Source organism: Mesorhizobium sp. M1C.F.Ca.ET.210.01.1.1, from assembly GCF_004791585.1.
Taxonomy (GTDB): Bacteria; Pseudomonadota; Alphaproteobacteria; order Rhizobiales; family Rhizobiaceae; genus Mesorhizobium.
In genome coordinates this window covers 44,843-62,587 of the sequence record NZ_SRUU01000026.1, presented here as the reverse complement: position 1 = coordinate 62,587, position 17,745 = coordinate 44,843, and the positions used below count along the sequence as shown (strand labels likewise).

Annotated in this window: 16 protein-coding genes; 10 read left to right on the top strand and 6 right to left on the bottom strand. The window is 65.0% G+C overall.

All coding sequences use genetic code 11. From position 1 onward, the window contains the following. Positions 1-314 precede the first annotated feature (314 nt). Positions 315-785: a MarR family transcriptional regulator gene (locus EN853_RS24690; protein WP_127861766.1), complete on the top strand. Its 471-nt coding sequence runs from the start codon at positions 315-317 to the stop codon at positions 783-785. Here the strand turns inward: EN853_RS24690 and EN853_RS24685 are convergent. Continuing rightward, positions 782-1,657, bottom strand: coding sequence for an AraC family transcriptional regulator (locus EN853_RS24685; RefSeq protein WP_127861767.1), 876 nt, complete (start codon positions 1,655-1,657; stop codon positions 782-784). The two genes, EN853_RS24690 and EN853_RS24685, sit on opposite strands and share 4 nt — an antisense overlap. A gap of 39 nt (positions 1,658-1,696) precedes the next feature. Here EN853_RS24685 and EN853_RS24680 point away from each other — a divergent pair, with 39 nt between their 5' ends. From EN853_RS24680 to EN853_RS24660, 5 genes are all read left to right on the top strand, one after another. Further along, positions 1,697-2,104 carry a DUF2000 family protein gene (locus tag EN853_RS24680; RefSeq protein ID WP_127861768.1) on the top strand — a complete coding sequence of 136 codons (408 nt, stop codon included), beginning with the start codon at positions 1,697-1,699 and terminating at the stop codon, positions 2,102-2,104. A 271-nt stretch (positions 2,105-2,375) separates the two neighbouring features. Beyond that, positions 2,376-3,260: a DMT family transporter gene (locus EN853_RS24675; RefSeq protein ID WP_127861815.1), complete on the top strand. Its 885-nt coding sequence runs from the start codon at positions 2,376-2,378 to the stop codon at positions 3,258-3,260. 79 nt (positions 3,261-3,339) lie between these two features. Further along, positions 3,340-4,362, top strand: coding sequence for a LacI family DNA-binding transcriptional regulator (locus EN853_RS24670; protein WP_127861816.1), 1,023 nt, complete (start codon positions 3,340-3,342; stop codon positions 4,360-4,362). Further along, entirely contained in the window at positions 4,359-5,342 is a 984-nt protein-coding gene (locus EN853_RS24665) for a 2-hydroxyacid dehydrogenase (RefSeq protein WP_127861769.1), read from the top strand. Before EN853_RS24670 ends, EN853_RS24665 begins: the two co-directional genes overlap by 4 nt. Before the next feature lie 151 nt (positions 5,343-5,493). Continuing rightward, the gene (locus EN853_RS24660; protein WP_167524584.1) at positions 5,494-5,880 is read left to right on the top strand and encodes a hypothetical protein; all 387 of its coding nucleotides are present in this window, start codon (positions 5,494-5,496) and stop codon (positions 5,878-5,880) included. A 23-nt stretch (positions 5,881-5,903) separates the two neighbouring features. Here the strand turns inward: EN853_RS24660 and EN853_RS24655 are convergent, their stop codons facing one another. Then, positions 5,904-6,677 (bottom strand): gamma-glutamyl-gamma-aminobutyrate hydrolase family protein, encoded by a 774-nt coding sequence (locus EN853_RS24655; RefSeq protein WP_127861771.1) that lies wholly within the window; start codon positions 6,675-6,677, stop codon positions 5,904-5,906. 270 nt (positions 6,678-6,947) lie between these two features. Between EN853_RS24655 and EN853_RS24650 the strand changes: the two genes are divergently transcribed. Then, positions 6,948-8,057, top strand: a complete 1,110-nt coding sequence (locus EN853_RS24650; RefSeq protein ID WP_127861772.1) for a TRAP transporter substrate-binding protein — start codon at positions 6,948-6,950, stop codon at positions 8,055-8,057. 78 nt (positions 8,058-8,135) lie between these two features. Here EN853_RS24650 and EN853_RS24645 read toward each other — a convergent pair whose 3' ends face one another. From EN853_RS24645 to EN853_RS24630, 4 genes are all read right to left on the bottom strand, one after another. Beyond that, positions 8,136-9,161: a zinc-dependent alcohol dehydrogenase family protein gene (locus EN853_RS24645; RefSeq protein ID WP_127861773.1), complete on the bottom strand. Its 1,026-nt coding sequence runs from the start codon at positions 9,159-9,161 to the stop codon at positions 8,136-8,138. A gap of 12 nt (positions 9,162-9,173) precedes the next feature. Beyond that, entirely contained in the window at positions 9,174-10,970 is a 1,797-nt protein-coding gene (locus tag EN853_RS24640; RefSeq protein ID WP_167524583.1) for a TRAP transporter large permease subunit, read from the bottom strand. Then, on the bottom strand, positions 10,967-11,572 hold the full coding sequence (locus tag EN853_RS24635) for a TRAP transporter small permease subunit (protein ID WP_127861774.1): 606 nt from the start codon (positions 11,570-11,572) through the stop codon (positions 10,967-10,969). The genes EN853_RS24640 and EN853_RS24635 overlap by 4 nt, the downstream gene beginning before the upstream one ends. Before the next feature lie 174 nt (positions 11,573-11,746). Beyond that, positions 11,747-12,652 (bottom strand): branched-chain amino acid ABC transporter permease, encoded by a 906-nt coding sequence (locus EN853_RS24630; protein WP_127861775.1) that lies wholly within the window; start codon positions 12,650-12,652, stop codon positions 11,747-11,749. A 93-nt stretch (positions 12,653-12,745) separates the two neighbouring features. Between EN853_RS24630 and EN853_RS24625 the strand changes: the two genes are divergently transcribed. From EN853_RS24625 to EN853_RS24615, 3 genes are all read left to right on the top strand, one after another. Then, positions 12,746-13,354, top strand: a complete 609-nt coding sequence (locus tag EN853_RS24625) for a CGNR zinc finger domain-containing protein (RefSeq protein ID WP_127861776.1) — start codon at positions 12,746-12,748, stop codon at positions 13,352-13,354. Continuing rightward, positions 13,347-13,874, top strand: a complete 528-nt coding sequence (locus EN853_RS24620; protein ID WP_127861777.1) for a hypothetical protein — start codon at positions 13,347-13,349, stop codon at positions 13,872-13,874. Before EN853_RS24625 ends, EN853_RS24620 begins: the two co-directional genes overlap by 8 nt. Before the next feature lie 274 nt (positions 13,875-14,148). Further along, the gene (locus EN853_RS24615; protein ID WP_127861778.1) at positions 14,149-17,622 is read left to right on the top strand and encodes an indolepyruvate ferredoxin oxidoreductase family protein; all 3,474 of its coding nucleotides are present in this window, start codon (positions 14,149-14,151) and stop codon (positions 17,620-17,622) included. Positions 17,623-17,745 lie beyond the last annotated feature (123 nt).

Below are 17,745 nucleotides of genomic sequence, written 5' to 3'. Positions count from 1 at the left end.
TGCACGCGCCAAACCGATGGGCCAGCGGTCCCTGGTCGGGGCACGCGGCGAGGCTGGAGCAGGGATGCTCGAAGCGGCCGCGCCGAGGGCTTGCCTGTGCGTCGCCTCACCGCTGGCCGGCTTCCCGCTGTGAATCTCGCCGGGTCAAAAGTCGTTTGTCATCTAACTGAAATAAACATCTGGCATCACCTGCGCGGGCACCGCAATGCTTGCCGGCAAAGCGTTTTGCAAGCCGGACTCTTGAAATCGTCATTTGCCAGCCGTCGGACAGCCTCTATGCTGTCCTCTCCGGTTCGGCCGAAGAGGGAACGACCATGGCCAAGGCGGACAAGACAGCGACAATGAGCCGGCTGCATTCGGCGGCGCGGCTGGCGCGAACGGCACTTGCGTCGCGGCTTCTGGCGCACGGCTTCTATGCCGGCCAGGACCAGATCATGCTGGCGTTGGATCGCGAGGACGGCCAGACGCCGGGCAATCTCGCCGGCAAGCTCGGCGTGCGTCCGCCGACCATCACCAAGACCATCAACCGGCTGCAGGCCCAGGGTTTTCTCGAAAAGCGCGCCTCCAATGCCGATGCCCGCCAGGCCCACATCTTCCTCACCGATGCCGGCCGCGAAACCATCCGCGCCATCGAAAAGTCGGTCAAGAAGACCGAGAAGCAGGCGCTGAAAGGCCTGGACAAGAAAGACCAGAAAGCGCTGTTCAAGCTGCTTGCCCGCGTAGAGGCCAATCTCTCGAACGAGGAACTGGTCCTCATCGACGACGACGCCGAACTGGATGATTAAAGCGCGACGCTGCGCGTCGCGGTTACGCCGCGCACCAGCGCCGCCCAGCGTCCCGGCGTCAGCCCGAACGCCTTCTTGAAATGCCGGTTGAAGTGGCTCTGGTCGCTGAAGCCGGCCGCAACAGCCGTTTCGGCGAGCGGCTCTCCCGCTTCGATCATGCGCCGTGCCCGCTGCAGCCGGCGCATCACAAGGAAGCGATGCGGGCTGGTCGAATAGGTCGCGCGGAAATGGCGTGACAGCGCATAGCGGTCGAGGCCGGTGACGGCCTCCAGCTCGGCGGAGCGTACCGGCCGCTCAGCATTGTCTTCGAGATAGTCGCGTGCAAGGGCCGCGGCCCGCCACGCCGTCTTTCCCATCGATTTTGCCGGCTGTCCGGCATGGCGCTTCAATTGCTGCGCCAGTTGCGCGATGAAATCGGCGACGAACAGGTCGTCGAGCTCCTCGTCCAGCGGCGCCAGGGCCGACAGCAGCGTGTCGCGTAAGGCCGGGTCGCTCACCACGGCATCCCGCACGAAAGGTAGCGGCGCGCCGTTGAGGCAGTCGAGCAACAGCGACGGCTCCAGATAGAGGATCCGGTAGCGCAATCCGTCCTCGGTGCCGGCGCCGCCGTCATGCAACTCGTCGGGATGCAGCACGATCGCCTGGCCGGGCAGGCTGTGTTGAAGCGCACCGCGATAGTGGAAGCGTTGCACGCCATCGAGCGTGACCCCGATGGCATAGGTGTCGTGGCGGTGCAGCTCGAACGCATTGCCGTGGAAGCGCGCCTCGATGCGTTCGAGGCCGGTAACGCCGGGCGCTGAAACGATCCGGTCGTCGTCCGCGCACGAACGTTCAAGACCCTCCAGCGCCTCATCGCCTAGACCATGCGCCATCACATGCCCTTCTTGGACCTCATCCGGAGTCTCAATTTGGTGTTCGACACGAAATTTGCAATCGTGCTGAGGGAAGACCTCGCCGTCTGGCAGAAGCTCAACGTCACCGCTTTCCTGACCAGCGGCATCGTCGCGCAATTTCCCGAGATCATCGGCGAGCCCTATCGCGACCGCGCCGGCAATCTTTTCAATCCGCTCTCGATCCAGCCCGTCATCGTGCTTTCGGCGGACGGGCCGGCGCTTGCCGCGATCCACCGCCGGGCCTTGGAGCGTGGCGTCACGACATCGGCTTATGTCGAGGAAATGTTCGCGACCGGCCATGACGTGGCCAACCGCGCCGTCTTTGCCGAATTCGAGCCCGACGGCGCCAGGGTGGTCGGCATCGCGCTGCGCGCCGAAAAGAAGCTGGTCGACAAGATCACCAAGGGCGCCCGCATGCACGCCTGATCCTCTGGAAAGGATGGTTTGCCGCGCTCCTGCCGGCGGATCGACCATTCGCCCCGAGGGGACATCGCAAACGCTCAGGACCGGCTGTCGCCTTCCGGCGACAGCGGTACGCTCTAAGCCTGTGCGGAGCGCTTGTTGGGCCAGTCGCTTTTGGCTTGCCGGCCGGCGGCGGTTGCCGCAAAAAGGTGGCCCCTACCTTTTCTTCGGCCTGAATTTGTCTGTTTCCCGAACCCTAGACGACAGCGCAACGCCGCCTGCGGCGATGCTCCTGATGCTTTGCGTCTATGTCTGCTTCACCTTTCTCGACACCTCGAGCAAATATCTGGTGCTCGCCGGCGTTTCGGCGCTGATCGTCGCCTGGACCCGCTTTACCGTCCATGTCCTGCTGGTCGGCGTCTTCCTGCGTGGCTGGCGCGAGCCGTCGCGCTTCCGCGCCAACAACCTGCCGGCGCACATACTGCGCGGATGCCTCCTGTTCGGCTCGACCATGTTCAACATCCTGGCGCTCAGGACGCTGCAGCTTGCCGAAACCACCTCGATCTATTTCTTCGGCCCGATGGTGATCACCGCGCTTGCCGGCCCGTTACTCGGCGAATGGGCGGGCTGGCGGCGCTGGCTGGCGATCCTCACCGGCTTCGTCGGCGTTCTCATCATCACCCGGCCCGGTGTCGGTGTGTTCGGTATCGGCCATCTCTTCGCGCTCGGCTCGATGCTGTCGAACTCCTTCTACGTCATCATGACCCGGCGCATGTCGGCCAGCGAAACGTCCGAGAGCCTGATCCTGTTTTCCGCTTTGGCGCCGTCGGTGCTGCTTGTGCCGATGCTGCCCTTCTCGCATGCGCTGCCGCAGGACGGCTGGCACTGGTTCGTCCTGCTGATGCTGGGCGTGTTCGGCGCAGGGGGCCATTGGCTGCTGGTCCAGGCCTATCGCCTGGCGACGACGACGGCGCTGGCGCCATACCCCTATTCGCAGATGGTGTGGATGATCATTTCCGGCTGGCTGATCTTCCAACAGCTTCCCGATCGATGGACGCTGCTTGGGGCAGCCATCATCGTCGCCAGCGGCCTCTACATCATCCACCGCGAGCACCGGCTGCGGCTGCGCAATTCCGCCTCGCTGGACACTGAAGCCGAGACATTGGCGAAAAAACTTTGAATTGCTCCCGAACGATGGCATAAGGCCGAATTTAAACAATTTAAAGACGCGAATCCAAGGACCCTGGGAGCGAAGGGCACTGGCACAGAAGATCAAGCTTTCGACGATCGCGGATGCGCTGGGTGTGTCCACGGCAACGGTATCGCTGGCGCTGCGCGACAGCCCGCTGGTCGCCGGCACCACCCGCGAGCGCATCAAGGAGCACGCCCGCGCCATCGGCTATATCTACAACCGCCGCGCGGCATCGCTGCGCACCTCGCGCTCCGGCATTGTCGGCGTCGTGGTGCACGACATCATGAACCCGTTCTTCGCCGAGATCCTGCGCTCGATCGAAAGCGAGCTCGACCGCAGCCGCCAGACCTTCATCCTGTCCAACCACTACGATCAGCTGGAGAAGCAGCGCACCTTCATCGACACGCTGCTGCAACTCGGCGCCGACGGCGTCATCATGTCCCCGGCCATCGGCACGCCGGCCGAGGACATCATCATGGCCGAGGAGAACGGACTGCCGGCGGTGCTGATCGCGCGCACGGTCGAAGGCGCCGGCGTGCCGGTGTTCCGCGGCGACGACGCGTATGGCACCGGGCTTGCCACCAACCACCTGATCTCGCTTGGCCACAAGCGCATCGCCATGATCGGCGGCACCGACCAGACCTCGACCGGCCGCGATCGCTACCAGGGCTATGTCCACGCCATGGAGGCCGCCGGGCTGGAGGTGAGGCCGTCCTGGCGCATTGCCGGCCCGCGCACCAAGCAGGCCGGTTTCGAGGCCGCGGGACAGTTCTTGGCGCTGAAGGACAAGCCGACCGCCGCCTGCTGCTGGAATGATCTCGTCGCCATCGGCCTGATGAACGGCATTGCGCGGGCGGGGCTGGTGCCGGGCGTCGACATCTCGGTCACCGGCTATGACGATCTCGAGGAGGCCGCAATCGCAACTCCGGCATTGACAACGGTCTGGAACGGCCAGCGCGAAGTCGGCCGCCGCGCCGCCAGCGCGCTGCTCGACAAGCTGAACGGACAGGCCGTTCGGCCCTCACAGGAACTGATCAAACCGGAGCTGCACGTGCGCCAGTCCACCGGCAAGCCGGTGGAGCGCCAATGACAAAAGCCGAAGCAAAGGTTTCGGTCGCCATCCTGGTGCCGGGACATTTCAACGACCATGCGATCGGACGCATCGACAAGGCGTTCCAGCGCCTGCGGATCGAGCGCGCCGACCCGTCTCTTGTCACTGAAGAAATGCGCCGGAGCGTGCGCGGCATCGCCTCCTTCGGCGGCATCAGCGCGGCCATGATCGATGCGCTGCCCAATCTCGAAATCATCGCCAATTTCGGCGTCGGCTACGATTCGGTCGACGCCAATCATGCTGCCAGGCGCGGCGTGATGGTCACCAACACGCCGGACGTGCTGACCGAGGAGGTCGCGGACACCACGATCGGTCTGCTGATCAACACCGTGCGGGAAATGTACGCCGCCGAGAAATGGCTGCGCGACGGCGACTGGGTGAACAAGGGCAACTATCCCTTGAGCCGGCTCACCTTGCGTGGCCGCCGCATCGGCATCTTCGGCATGGGTCGCATCGGCCTTGCCGTCGCCCATCGCCTCGAGGCCTTTGGCCTGCCGATCGCCTATCACAACCGCCGCAAGGTCGAGGGCCTGTCCTACGAATACCATGCGACGCTGAAGGGCTTGGCCGAGGCGGTCGACACGCTGATCTGCATAGCGCCTGGCGGCGCCGCGACGGAAAAGGCGATCAATGCCGAGATTCTGTCGGCGCTTGGTGCGAACGGCGTCTTCGTCAATATCGGCCGCGGCAGCACGGTGGATGAGGCAGCCCTTGCCGCAGCCCTCGAGAATGGCACCATCGCCGCCGCCGGGCTCGATGTCTTTGCCGACGAACCGAATGTGCCGCAGGCCCTGCTCGACGCCCCCAACACCTCGCTCCTGCCGCATGTCGGCTCCGCGTCGGACCATACCCGCCGGGCCATGGCGGACCTCTGCGTCGACAATCTCGTCTCCTGGTTCGGCGGGCGCCGGCCGCTGACCCCGGTGCCGGAGACGATCAACGTCAAGCCGCGCGCCTGATCGGCCACATTTGTTAACGCCCGATTAACCATTTGGAATCACTGTGCATACTTGGTTATGCATGTCGCTCAGAAGCGTGCGGACGCTTCGGGGCCGACGGCATCCATGGACCGGGGCAAGAGCGCGAAGCGCTTGGATGCGGAGAGCCAGAGTGAAGCTGTTGGCCGGGTTGGTTGCGTCGGTGGCCTTGTACGGGGGCTTCCAGGTCCTGCATGGCGGCGCGGTCCAGAGCGCGGCCGAAGAAGCCGGCACATCCGGAACCTATCGTCTGACGGCCAATGGCGATGAAGCGGCCTGCGCTATCCGGCGCGGCGCCGAGGTGTCGGACGGCCTGTCGCTGCTGACTGTCGCCCCGAACTGCCGCAGGCTGATGCCCGGCATCGAACGCGTGAAATTCTGGCGTGAGCAGGCCGATGGCTCGGTCGCCTTCAGCGTGAACGGCACGGATCCGGTCGTCACCTTCAGCGTCGCCGACGGCGACGGCTACGAATCCTACGCGCCGGCCGCGCCGTTGCTGTCGATGAACAACGGCGAATAACGAGCGGGATTCCTGAGGCGAGCTTATTCCGCCGCCGCGCGTGCCCCGGCCTTCGCCGCTGCGTGCAGGCGCACGGCATCGCCGAAGGCGCGGAAGATCTTGGCGGAGTTGCTGTCCGACTTCACCCAATATTCCGGGTGCCACTGAACGCCGACGGCAAAGGCGCGGGCATCCTTGACAGAGACCGCCTCGACCGTGCCGTCGGTGGCCAAAGCTTCCACCTGCAGCTTGGAGCCAAGCCGGTCGATCGCCTGGCGATGCAATGAATTGACCTTGATCTCACCAGCGCCGAACACGCCGGCAAGGCAGCTTCCGGGCTTGATCGAAATCGTCTGGTGGATGGCGAAGCGCTCGTCCTGATTGTCGCTCACCGGGGCGCGGTGATCGTGCGAACCCTCGCGCTCCTGGATCTCGGTGCCCAGCGTGCCGCCCAGCGCCACGTTCAGTTCCTGGATGCCGCGGCAGATGGCAAGCAGTGGCACGCCGCGCTCGATCGCCTTGCGGATGAGCGGCAGCGTGGTGGCGTCGCGCGCCGGATCGTAAGGGCCGTTGGCCTCGCTGGGATCGCCGCCGTAGAGCGCAGGATGCACATTGGACTTCGAACCCGTGACCATGACGCCGTCGACCGAGGACAGCAACTCGTCGAAATCAAGCCGGTCGCCGAAGGACGGCACCAGCAGCGGGAACACGCCGGCGCCGCTGATCGCCGCTTCGATATATTGCTGTGGGGCAGCATGCCATGTGTAGTTGTCGAACTGGCGGACATCGGTCGAGACGGCAACGAGCGGCTGCTGCATTTTGGATTCGGTTTCCATCGAGGGCTAACGGGTTATTCCTGCCCACAAAATAGGCGATCCGATGGCGCTTTGCCATGGCAAGTTTCGCTGCCTCGCATGGGCCAGGAAACAAGCCGCGTTAGACTATAGTTGCAGGCGTCCCCTGAATGGCTGGAACTTTGGTCGCAATGCTGGACTCGACCTGTTGCCTGTGTATGTTTCTTCCCCAGCCGATCCGGGCGCCCTGGATGTCCGAACGTCGGTCAGTTGATCCGCAAGGGAGGAAACTTAATGGATCGTCGTTCATTCATCCGCAAGGCCGGTGCGTCCGGCGTCGGCGTCGCGGCGGCGGCCGCTGTGCTTGCCACGCCAGCGATTGCCCAATCCAATCCGAAAGTGACCTGGCGGTTGGCGTCGTCCTTCCCGAAATCGCTCGACACAATCTATGGCGGTGCCGAGGTTTTCTCCAAGATGCTGTCGGAAGCGACCGACGGCAACTTCCAGGTCCAGGTCTTTGCTTCAGGCGAGCTGGTGCCCGGCCTGCAGGCGGCCGACGCCACCGCCGCCGGCACCGTCGAGGCCTGCCACACGGTCGCATATTACTACTGGGGCAAGGACCCGACCTGGGCGCTGGGCGCGGCGGTGCCGTTCTCGCTCAACGCGCGCGGCATAAATGCCTGGCACTACCATGGCGGCGGCATCGACCTGTTCAACGAGTTCCTGGCCACGCAAGGACTGTTCGGCCTGCCTGGCGGCAACACCGGCGTGCAGATGGGCGGCTGGTTCCGCAAGCAGATCAACACCGTGGCCGATCTTTCCGGTCTCAAGATGCGCATCGGCGGCTTCGCCGGCAAGGTGGTGCAGAAGCTCGGCGTCGTGCCGCAGCAGATCGCCGGCGGCGACATCTACCCGGCGCTGGAAAAGGGCACCATCGACGCCGCCGAATGGGTTGGCCCCTATGACGACGAGAAGCTCGGCTTCTACAAGGTCGCGCCCTACTACTACTATCCCGGCTGGTGGGAAGGCGGCCCGACCGTGCATCTGATGTTCAACAAGGCCAAGTACGAGGAGCTTTCGCCGGCCTACAAGTCGCTGGTGCGCACCGCCGCCCAGGCAGCCGACGCAAACATGCTGCAGAAATACGACTTCCTCAATCCGGCGGCGGTGAAGCGGCTGGTGGCGGGCGGCGCCAAGCTGGCGCCTTTCAGCCAGGAAATCATGGCCGCCTGCTTCGAGAAGGCCAACGAAGTCTATGCCGAAATGGAAGCCAACAACGCGCCGTTCAAGAAGATCTGGGAGTCGATCAAGGGCTTCCGCAAGGAGCATTATCTCTGGGCCCAGGTCGCCGAATACAACTACGACACCTTCATGATGGTGCAGCAGCGCAACGGCAAGCTGTAGGCGGTTTGATCGAATTTCGATCTGGGAGACCCCGGCTTGTCCGGGGTCTCTTCGTTCGCGCCGGTAGCGGACGCTGCTTCAGCCGTTCGGCACGACCAGCACCTTGACCTCGCCGGGAGCCGCCGGATTCGAGATCACGCGCGGCGCCTCTTCTAGGGGCACTTGCCTCGAAATCAGCTTGTCGATTTCGATCGCGCCCGACGCGACAAGGTCGGCGGCGCGGCGATGCGTGAAGGGGTTGATGAAGGAACCGAGAACCTTCAGCTCGCGGAACAGGACGTCGAACGGCTCGAAGGCCACCTTCTGCCCTTGCGGCATCACGCCGACGATCACCACCGTACCGCCGGACTTGGCCAGCCGCATCGATTGCTCGACGGTGTCCGGGACGCCCGCGCATTCGAGCACCACGTCGACGCCGCCCGGCACCAGGCCGGCCTTTCCGGCGATGGCCTCGATGGGATCGACGGCGCTGGGATCGACCGTGGCCGTAGCGCCGAGCTCTTCGGCTAGCGCCCGGCGCGAGGCCTGCCTGGTCGACAGGATGATGGTCGCTGCACCTGCGAGCTTCGCCAGCTGCACCGTGAGCAGGCCGATGACGCCGCCGCCCAGCACCACAACCGACGCGCCCGGTTTGATGCCGGCAAGATCGACGCCATGCAGGCAGCATGCCAGCGGCTCGCAGAAGGCGCCATGCGTCGGCTTGAGGCCGGCGGGCAGCAGGAAGGCCTGGCTTTGCGGCATCACGACATAGCCGGCGAAACCGCCGTCCCGATGGATGCCGATGGCCCTGAGGTTGCTGCACAGGTTGACGCGGCCGGCGCGGCAATGGCTGCAGCGCCCGCAGGAAATGTTGGGATCGCCGGTGACGCGGTCGCCGACGGCGATATCGGCGACGGCCTCACCGACCGCCTCGACGATGCCGCAGAATTCGTGGCCGAGCGTCACCGGCGGCTTTGACGGAAACTCGCCATGGAACAGGTGCCGGTCGGTGCCGCAGACGCCGCAGGCCTCGACCCGCACCAGAACATCCTCCGGCCCCGGCGAGGGCTTGTCGACCTCGCGAAGCGCGATGGCGCCGATTGCTTCCAGCCTTACGGCTCTCATGACGCGGTCACCTCAATTGAAGCTTGGCGGCTTCGAAAGGTCGGGCGCGGGTGCGGCCGGCTTGGCCGGCGCGGTGTCGCCGAAATTCGGCGGCTGCGACAGATCCGGCGTGCCCGGGGCTGCCGGCGGCGTGCCGCCATTGGCGGGCGCCGCGCCGTTGTCGGCCGGCGGCGTGCCGAGCGGCGCCAGTCCGGGCATATCCGGCAGCTTCAGGTCTATCGTGCTCGGTTCGACGGCAGCGCCCTTGTAGCGCATCACCATTTGCGGGAAGGCGATGGTGAGCGCGATCATGATCACCTGGATGCAGACGAAGGGCACCGCGCCCCAGTAGATCTGACCGGTGGTGACGGGCGCGATCTGCTTGCCGGTGATGCGGTCGAGATAGGGCACGCGCGCCGCGACCGAGCGCAGGTAGAACAGCGCGAAGCCGAAGGGCGGATGCATGAAGCTGGTCTGCATGTTGACGCCGAGCAGCACGCCGAACCAGATCAGGTCGATGCCGAGCTTGTCGGCGGCGGGCGCCAGCAGCGGCACGATGATGAAGGCGAGCTCGAAGAAATCGAGAAAGAAGGCAAGCAAGAAGACCAGGATGTTGACCCCGATCAGGAAGCCAGTCTCGCCGCCCGGCAACGAGACCAGGAGATGCTCGACCCAGATATGGCCGTTGACGCCGTAGAAGGTCAGCGAAAAGACGCGCGCGCCGATCAGGATGAACAGCACGAAGGAGGAGAGCCTGGTCGTCGAGGCCAGCGCCTGCTTGATGACGTCGAACGACAGCCGGCCCTTTGCCGCGGCCATGATCAACGCGCCGACCGATCCCATCGCGCCGCCCTCGGTCGGGGTGGCGATGCCGAGGAAGATGGTGCCGAGCACCAGGAAGATCAGCGCCAGCGGCGGGATCAGCACGATCACCACCTGCTGCGCCAGCTTCGACATCATGTTGATGTGCAGCCGCTGGTCGGCGATCGCCACGACGTAGATGACAATGACGCCGACGCTGGCGCCGAGGATGTCGGCATTGTCGCCATGGGCAGGTTCGAGATAGCGGTAGGCGGCATAGGAGATCGCGCCGGTAACCAGCAGCGCCACGATCAGCGAGATCACGCCGCGGCCGAGCGTGCGGGCTTCGAACGGCAATGCCGGCATCGAATTCGGCCGGATGATCGACATGATCAGGATGTAGAGCATGTAGATGCCGGTGAGCACGAGCCCCGGGATCAGCGCGCCGGCATACATGTCGCCCACCGAGCGGCCGAGCTGGTCGGCCAGCACGATCAGCACCAGCGAGGGCGGGATGATCTGGGCCAGCGTGCCGGAAGCCGCGATGACGCCCGAGGCGAGCCGGCGGTCATAGCCGTAGCGCAGCATGATCGGCAGCGAGATCAGGCCCATGGCGATGACGGAAGCCGCTACCACGCCGGTGGTGGCGGCAAGCAGCGCGCCGACAAAGATCACCGCATAGGCAAGACCGCCGCGGACGGGGCCGAACAACTGGCCGATGGTGTCGAGCAGATCCTCGGCCATGCCGGATCGTTCGAGCACGATGCCCATGAAGGTGAAGAACGGAATGGCCAGCAGCGTGTCGTTCGACATCACCCTGGTGCCGTAGAAATTGTCCGGCAGCGCATGCAGCAGCGGCCAGGCGAGATTGATCGATCCGCCGGAATAGGGCGACAACAGCACGCCGATGAAGAAGAACAGCAGTCCGTTCGCGGCGAGCGAGAAGGCGACCGGGTAGCCGATCAAAAGGAAGATGATCAGCGAGGCGAACATGATCGGCGCCATGTTCTGCGCGATAAGCTCGATCATGAGCGCACCTCGCCGGACAGCGCCTTGGCTTCCTCGGCAAGTGCCTCGGCCTCGAGCTTGGCCTGGTCATGCGCCGACACGAAGGGATTGGGATCATCCATGGCGCCGCGCATGATGGCGATCTTCTTGATGATTTCGGAAACGCCCTGCAGAGCCAGCAGGAAGAAGCCTGCAAGCAGGATTGCCTTGGCCGGCCAGACGATCAGGCCGCCGGCATTGGTCGACATCTCGCCGCTGTGGAAGGACAGCGACACGTAAGGCACGAAATAGATCACCATCAGCACTACGAACGGCATCAGGAAGAACACGTGGCCGAAGAGGTCGATCCAGTGCTGCAGCCGGCGGGAAAACATGCCGTAGACGATGTCGATGCGGATATGGTCGTTCTGCTTCAGCGTGTAGGCGGCCGCCAGCATGAAAGCGGCGCCGAACAGGTACCACTGCAGTTCGAGCCAGGCATTGGAGGAGATGTCGAATGCCTTGCGGATGACGGCGTTGCCGGCACTCACCAGGATTGCCAGCAGGATCAGCCACGAGACCCAGCGGCCGATGAACTCATTGATGCGGTCGATCGTCCTGGATAGAGCGAGCAGCCCTGCCATGCATGTCCTCCCTGATCATTCGGCGCGCCCGATTCCCCCATCCGGTGTCACGCCGCTGGCCCAAGGGTATGCAGTGCGTGGTCCGGTAGGTCAACATGGCAAGGCACGACAAACGGCGCCGGCGGTGGAAACCCGCCAGCTCACCGCAGGTCATGCAACCAAAGTCTACAGGATTCAGGCGACCTTGGACTGGTCGCGGCCGGCGCCGATCAGCACCAGCATGGCGACGAGGAAGAGGTATATCCAGCCATCGCGCCATTCGATCGGGAAATAGCCGGCCCATAGCGATTCGGCCATGCCGAAGGCGGCGGCTCCAAGCGCCGCCTTGAGCGGAGACAGATAGCCGCCGACCGCCGTCACGAACAGGATCTTGAGGCCGTAGACGAGGCCGGTGCCGAAGCTGATGTTGCCGTAATAGAGGCCGGCCAGCACACCGGCAAAAGCCGCGCAGAAGCCGCCGTAGAGCACCGCGCGGCGGAAGATGGCGCGCACATCGATACCGCACATCGCAGCCGCTTTCGGATCATCGGATACCGCTCGCCAGGCGCGGCCGAAGCGCGAATGCGAAAACAGCCAGGCGGCCAGCGCCACCACGGATATCACCGCCGCGCAGTCGAGCAACTGGATGACGGTAAGGGTGACCTTGAAACCGGCATCCTGGGTGAAGATGACAGGTTGGGCGAGCATCGGCGGCAGCCACAGATCATGAGTGTCGGCGGCGATGCGGCTCGCTTCCGACAGAAACAGCAGGATGCCGAGCGTCGTCACCACGATGGCGTTGGGCGACCGGTCCGCCAGCCTCTCGAAAACGCTTCGCGACAACAGCTGGCTGATGAGCACGGCGTAGAGCAGGGCGGCGACGATGCCGAGCGCGACCGAGGCGGCGAGCGTCAGCCACAGCGCCTGGTAGCCGAAGGCGGCGGTCAGGATCATGGTGTGGCCGCAAAAGGCAAACAGCGCGCCATAGGCAAGATTGGTGCGGTGCAGGATGCCGTTGGTCAGTACATAGCCAAAGGCGAGCAGCGCATAGAGCGCGCCCGAATGCAGCCCGTTGAGCACTTGCTGGAAGAAATAGAGCATGCGGCATCCTTTGGGTCGCGCGACGCGCCCGATTGGGACCGTTACACTCGGAATCTAACTTGTCAAACACGTTTTATAGGTTAGATTTCCGGTATGACAGTATCCTGGACCCCGCACCGCTTCACCGGCGGCATTCTGGCGCTCGACACGGCGAACACCGTCGTGCTGCGCAACGACCCGGAAAAAACCTTCGACCGTTTCGACGATCCGGCCGAGATCGCCCGTTTCGCCGAGGCGGCAAGCGGCTTTCGCGCCGCCGAGCTCGGCGGCCGGCGGCTGGAGGCGCCCGAGCCGGGCGGCATCGCCCCGGTCGTGCTGTCGATCCGTGAGGCGACCGATCGCCTGTTCCGCCATGCCATAGCGAAAGGCGCGATCGCCGCCGGCCATCTGCCGGATTTCCTGACGGCCTGTGCCGGCGGGCTCTCCGGCAGCAGCGCCGAGATCGGCGCGCCGGGGCAGCCTTTCGGCGATCCGGCGACGCCGATCGCCTTCGAGGCGGCGTTGGCCGTCTCGGCGCTTTCGCTGTTGCGGGACGAGACCGTTGCCAGGCTGAGGATCTGTCCGAACTGCAGCTGGCTGTTCGTCGATCGCAGCCGCAACTCGAGCCGCCTCTGGTGCGATATGGCCGTCTGCGGCAACCGCCAGAAGGCGAACCGCTATTATCGCCGCCGCACGGCGGTCAGGGAGACCACCAATGCCTAGCAAATTCCGTTTGATCGCCCTCGGCGCGGCCCTGATTGCCGCCACAGTGCTCGGCGCCTGCCGCGACACCGGCAAGGAGCAGCTCTTCGCCATTTCCGGCAAGCTGTTCGAGTTCAACTACCGGCTCGGCATCGCCACCTACGTCATCACGCTGCGGCCGCTTCGCCCGATGGGCGAGGGGCAGGTTGCGGTCGTCAATTTCCAGAATCCGGCCGGCGGCGACCCGCTCATCGTCAACCAGAAGATCTGGCCGAAGCTTCCCCACATTACGCTCACCAGCCCGCCGCTCAGCTGTGTGGTCAAGGACAAGCCCTATTCGGTCACGATCCGCATCGAGGATTCCAGTGGCACATTGCTGCAGAGCCTCGAGACGACGATGACCTCGACGGAGGACCAGACGATGCTGCCGGACCGGCCGCTGGTGATCGGGCCGAAATACGAGCTCAACCCGGACCTCGCCGGTCACCCCGACGGCAAGCTGCCCGATGAGCCCAAGCCGGATTGCTCGAAGGCGGTCTAGGGCAAAAGCGTTAGCGGCTGTTGCTTGCGTCGACCTCCGGTCCGGGAAAGATCATGGCCAGGCAAACAGTGCGGCATCCGCCGAAATTTTCGTGCTCGATGAAGCGTTTAGCTTCATCTTAAATACGCTGGGCGGCTTCATCCGGACCATTTGTTGCGTGCGCTCTGGCCCCTGCGATTTTGTTTGACCTCCCCGGCAAGGGAAGAAAGACTGCGGCGTCCCACTCCGACGTTGGCCGCTCGATCTGAGGCGCGCCTCCGAAGAGGAATGCCTGATGACGCTGCACGACGTCGCGCTCGACGACAAGTTCGACCTTGGCAAGGAGCGCGTCTTCCTGTCCGGGGCGCAGGCCGTCGTGCGCATGCTTCTGATGCAGCGCGAGCGCGACCGTCGCGCCGGTCTCAACACCGCGGGCTTCGTTTCCGGCTATCGCGGCTCGCCGCTCGGCGGCCTCGACATGCAGCTCTGGAGGGCCAAGAAGCAGCTTGCCCAGGCCGACATCGTCTTTCAGCCGGGCCTCAACGAGGAACTCGCCGCCACCGCCTGCTGGGGCTCGCAGCAGACCGAGTTGCTCGGCGAGGGCACCCATGACGGCGTCTTTGCGGTCTGGTACGGCAAGGGGCCGGGCGTCGACCGCTCCGGCGACGTCTTCCGTCACGCCAACCTTGCCGGCTCGTCGAGAAATGGCGGCGTGCTCGCCCTGATGGGCGACGACCACATGGCCGAATCCTCGACCAATGCGCACGCGACCGAATTCCTGTTTGTCGACACCATGGTGCCGATCCTCAACCCGGCCGGCGTCCAGGAGATCATCGACTACGGTCTCTACGGCTTTGCCATGTCGCGCTTCGCCGGTACCTGGTCGGCGATCAAATGCGTCAAGGACAATATCGAATCGACGGCCTCGGTCGACGCCTCGATCGACCGGCTGAACATCGTCATTCCCGACTTCGACATGCCGCCCGGCGGCCTCAATATCCGCCACGAGATCGACATGCTCGGGCAGGAGGAGCGGCTGCATGAGCATAAGCGCGCCGCCGCTTCCGCCTTCATCCAGGCCAACGGGCTGAACCGGATCGTCTATTCCGGGGGCCGCAAGCCGAAGCTCGGCGTCATCACCATCGGCAAGAGCTATCTCGACGTGCGTCAGGCGCTGGAGGACATCGGCATCGACGAGAAGGCCGCCAACCGCATCGGCATCCGTCTGTTCAAGGTCGGCTGCCCCTGGCCGCTCGACTATCAGCATATCGCCGACTTCGCCCGCGGCCTCGACACCATCGTCGTCGTCGAGGAGAAGCGCTCGCTGATCGAAGTGCAATTGCGCGAGAACCTCTACGGCTCCGCCATCCAGCCGGCCATCGTCGGCAAGAAGGACGAGCGCGGCGACTGGCTGTTTCCGGCCAAGGGCGCGCTCGACCCGAACGAGATCGCGATCGCCTTGGGCGAGCGGATCCTGCGCACCATTGGCTACTCGGAGGAGATCGCGGCGCGGGTGGCGAAGCTGCGCCAGTTCCAGGCGATGCTTGCCGACACCGTCGACATCGGCTCGCGCACGCCCTTCTTCTGCTCGGGCTGTCCGCACAATTCCTCGACCAAGGTGCCGGAGGGCTCGCTCGCGGCCGCCGGTATCGGCTGCCACTTCATGGCGCTGTGGATGGACAGGAATACTGTCGGTTTCACGGCGATGGGCGGCGAGGGCGCGCAATGGGTCGGCCAAGCGCCATTCTCCAAGCGCGACCACATCTTCCAGAATCTCGGCGACGGCACCTACAACCATTCCGGCTTGCTGGCGATCCGCTTCGCGCTGTCGAGCGACGCCAACATCACCTACAAGATCCTCTACAACGACGCGGTCGCCATGACCGGCGGCCAGCCGCATGAAGGCGGCCTCACCGTCGACATGATCGCCAGGCAGGTGCGCGCCGAAGGCGTCAACCGCATCGCCGTCGTCACCGACGAGCCGGACAAATATGCCGGCAAGGCCGATTTCCCGGCCGGCGCCACCATCCATCACCGCGATGATCTCGACCTCGTCCAGCGCGAGCTGCGCGACGTAAAGGGCGTCTCGGTGCTTCTCTACGACCAGACCTGCGCCGCCGAGAAGCGCCGCCGCCGCAAGCGCGGCACCTTCCCCGACCCGGACAGGCGCGTCTTCATCAACGAGCTGGTCTGCGAAGGCTGCGGCGATTGCGGCGTGCAGTCGAACTGCGTCTCGATCCAGCCGGTCGAGACCGAGTTCGGCCGCAAGCGCCGGATCGACCAGTCGAGCTGCAACAAGGATTTCTCCTGCCTCAACGGCTTCTGCCCGTCCTTCGTCACCGTGCATGGCGGCACGATCCGAAAGGCCGAGGGCATTGCCGGCAGGAGCGATCCGCTCGACGGCGTGCCGTCACCGGCTGAATTCCCGCTCGGTGGCCAGGGCTGGGCGGCGATCATCGACGGCGTCGGCGGCACCGGCGTCGTCACCATCGGCGCGGTGCTCGGCATGGCCGCCCATCTCGAAGGCAAGGGCTGCGGCATGATCGACATGGCGGGCCTTGCCCAGAAGGGCGGCTCGGTCTTCACCCATGTCCGCATTGCCTCGACGCCCGAGGACATCCACGCCATCCGCGTCTCGGCCGGCAAGGCCGATCTCGTGCTCGGCTGCGACCTCGTCGTCTCCGGCGCCAAGAAGGTGCTCGCCGCGGTGCGCGAGGGCCACACGATGTTTCTGGCCAACACCGCCGAATTCATGCCTGGCGAATTCACGCGTTCGGCCGATTTCTCGCTGCCGGTCGAGCGGCTGAAGAAGGCGATTCGCGCCGCCGCTGGCGACGACAAGGCCCACTTCTTCGATGCCACCCGCACGGCGACCGCGCTGTTCGGCAATTCGCTCGGCGCCAACATGTTCATGCTCGGCTTCGCCTTCCAGCATGGCGGGCTGCCGCTGTCGGCCGAAGCCGTTGAAAAGGCGATAGAATTGAACGGCGAAGCCGTGGCGATGAACCTCGCCGCCTTTCGCTGGGGCCGTCGCGCCGCGCACCAGCCGGACTTCGTGCGCAACCTGGTCGGCCGTACAGGCAAGCCGGCATCCGCGCCCGCCGAGACGCTCGACGACATCATCGCCCGGCGCGTCGCTTTCCTCACCGCCTACCAGAACGCGGCCTATGGCAAGCGCTATGCCGACAGGGTGGCCGTGCTGCGGGCCGCCGAGGCGCGGGCGGTTCCGGGCTCGACCGCGGTCACCGAGGCCGCCGCCAGGAACCTCTTCAAGCTGATGGCGATCAAGGACGAGTACGAGGTGGCGAGGCTCTACACCGACGGCAACTTCGCCGCCGATCTCGCCAGGCAGTTCCAGAGCTACGACAGGCTGGAATTCCATCTCGCGCCGCCGATCCTCGGCCGGCACGGCAACGACGGCAAGCCGAAGAAATCGAGCTTCGGCCCCTGGATGATGAAGGCCTTTCGCCTGCTGGCTGCGATGAAGGGCCTGCGCGGCACGGCCTTCGATCTCTTCGGCCGTACCGCCGAACGCCGCGCCGAGCGGCAGCTGCTTGCGCAATACGAGGCGGATCTCGACCTGATCGCCGCAGCGCTTGCACCCGGCAGGATCGATGCCGCCGCCGCTCTGGCCTCCGTGCCGGCGCTCATCCGCGGCTATGGCTATGTCCGGCAGGCCAGCGCCGCAAAGGCGGCGCAGGAGCGCTCCAGGCTGCTGCAGAGGCTGCGTGAGGCCGCACCGGTGCCGGTTCTCAGCGCGGCTGAGTGATCGCGCTGACATGCATCAAAAAGAACTAAGGCGCATCGCCTGTATCCAACGCGACGCGCTTTAGTGGCTTGGCCGAAGCCTTTCCGGCCTGCCCAGGTCTTCGCGCCTTTGCGGGCGGCTCAA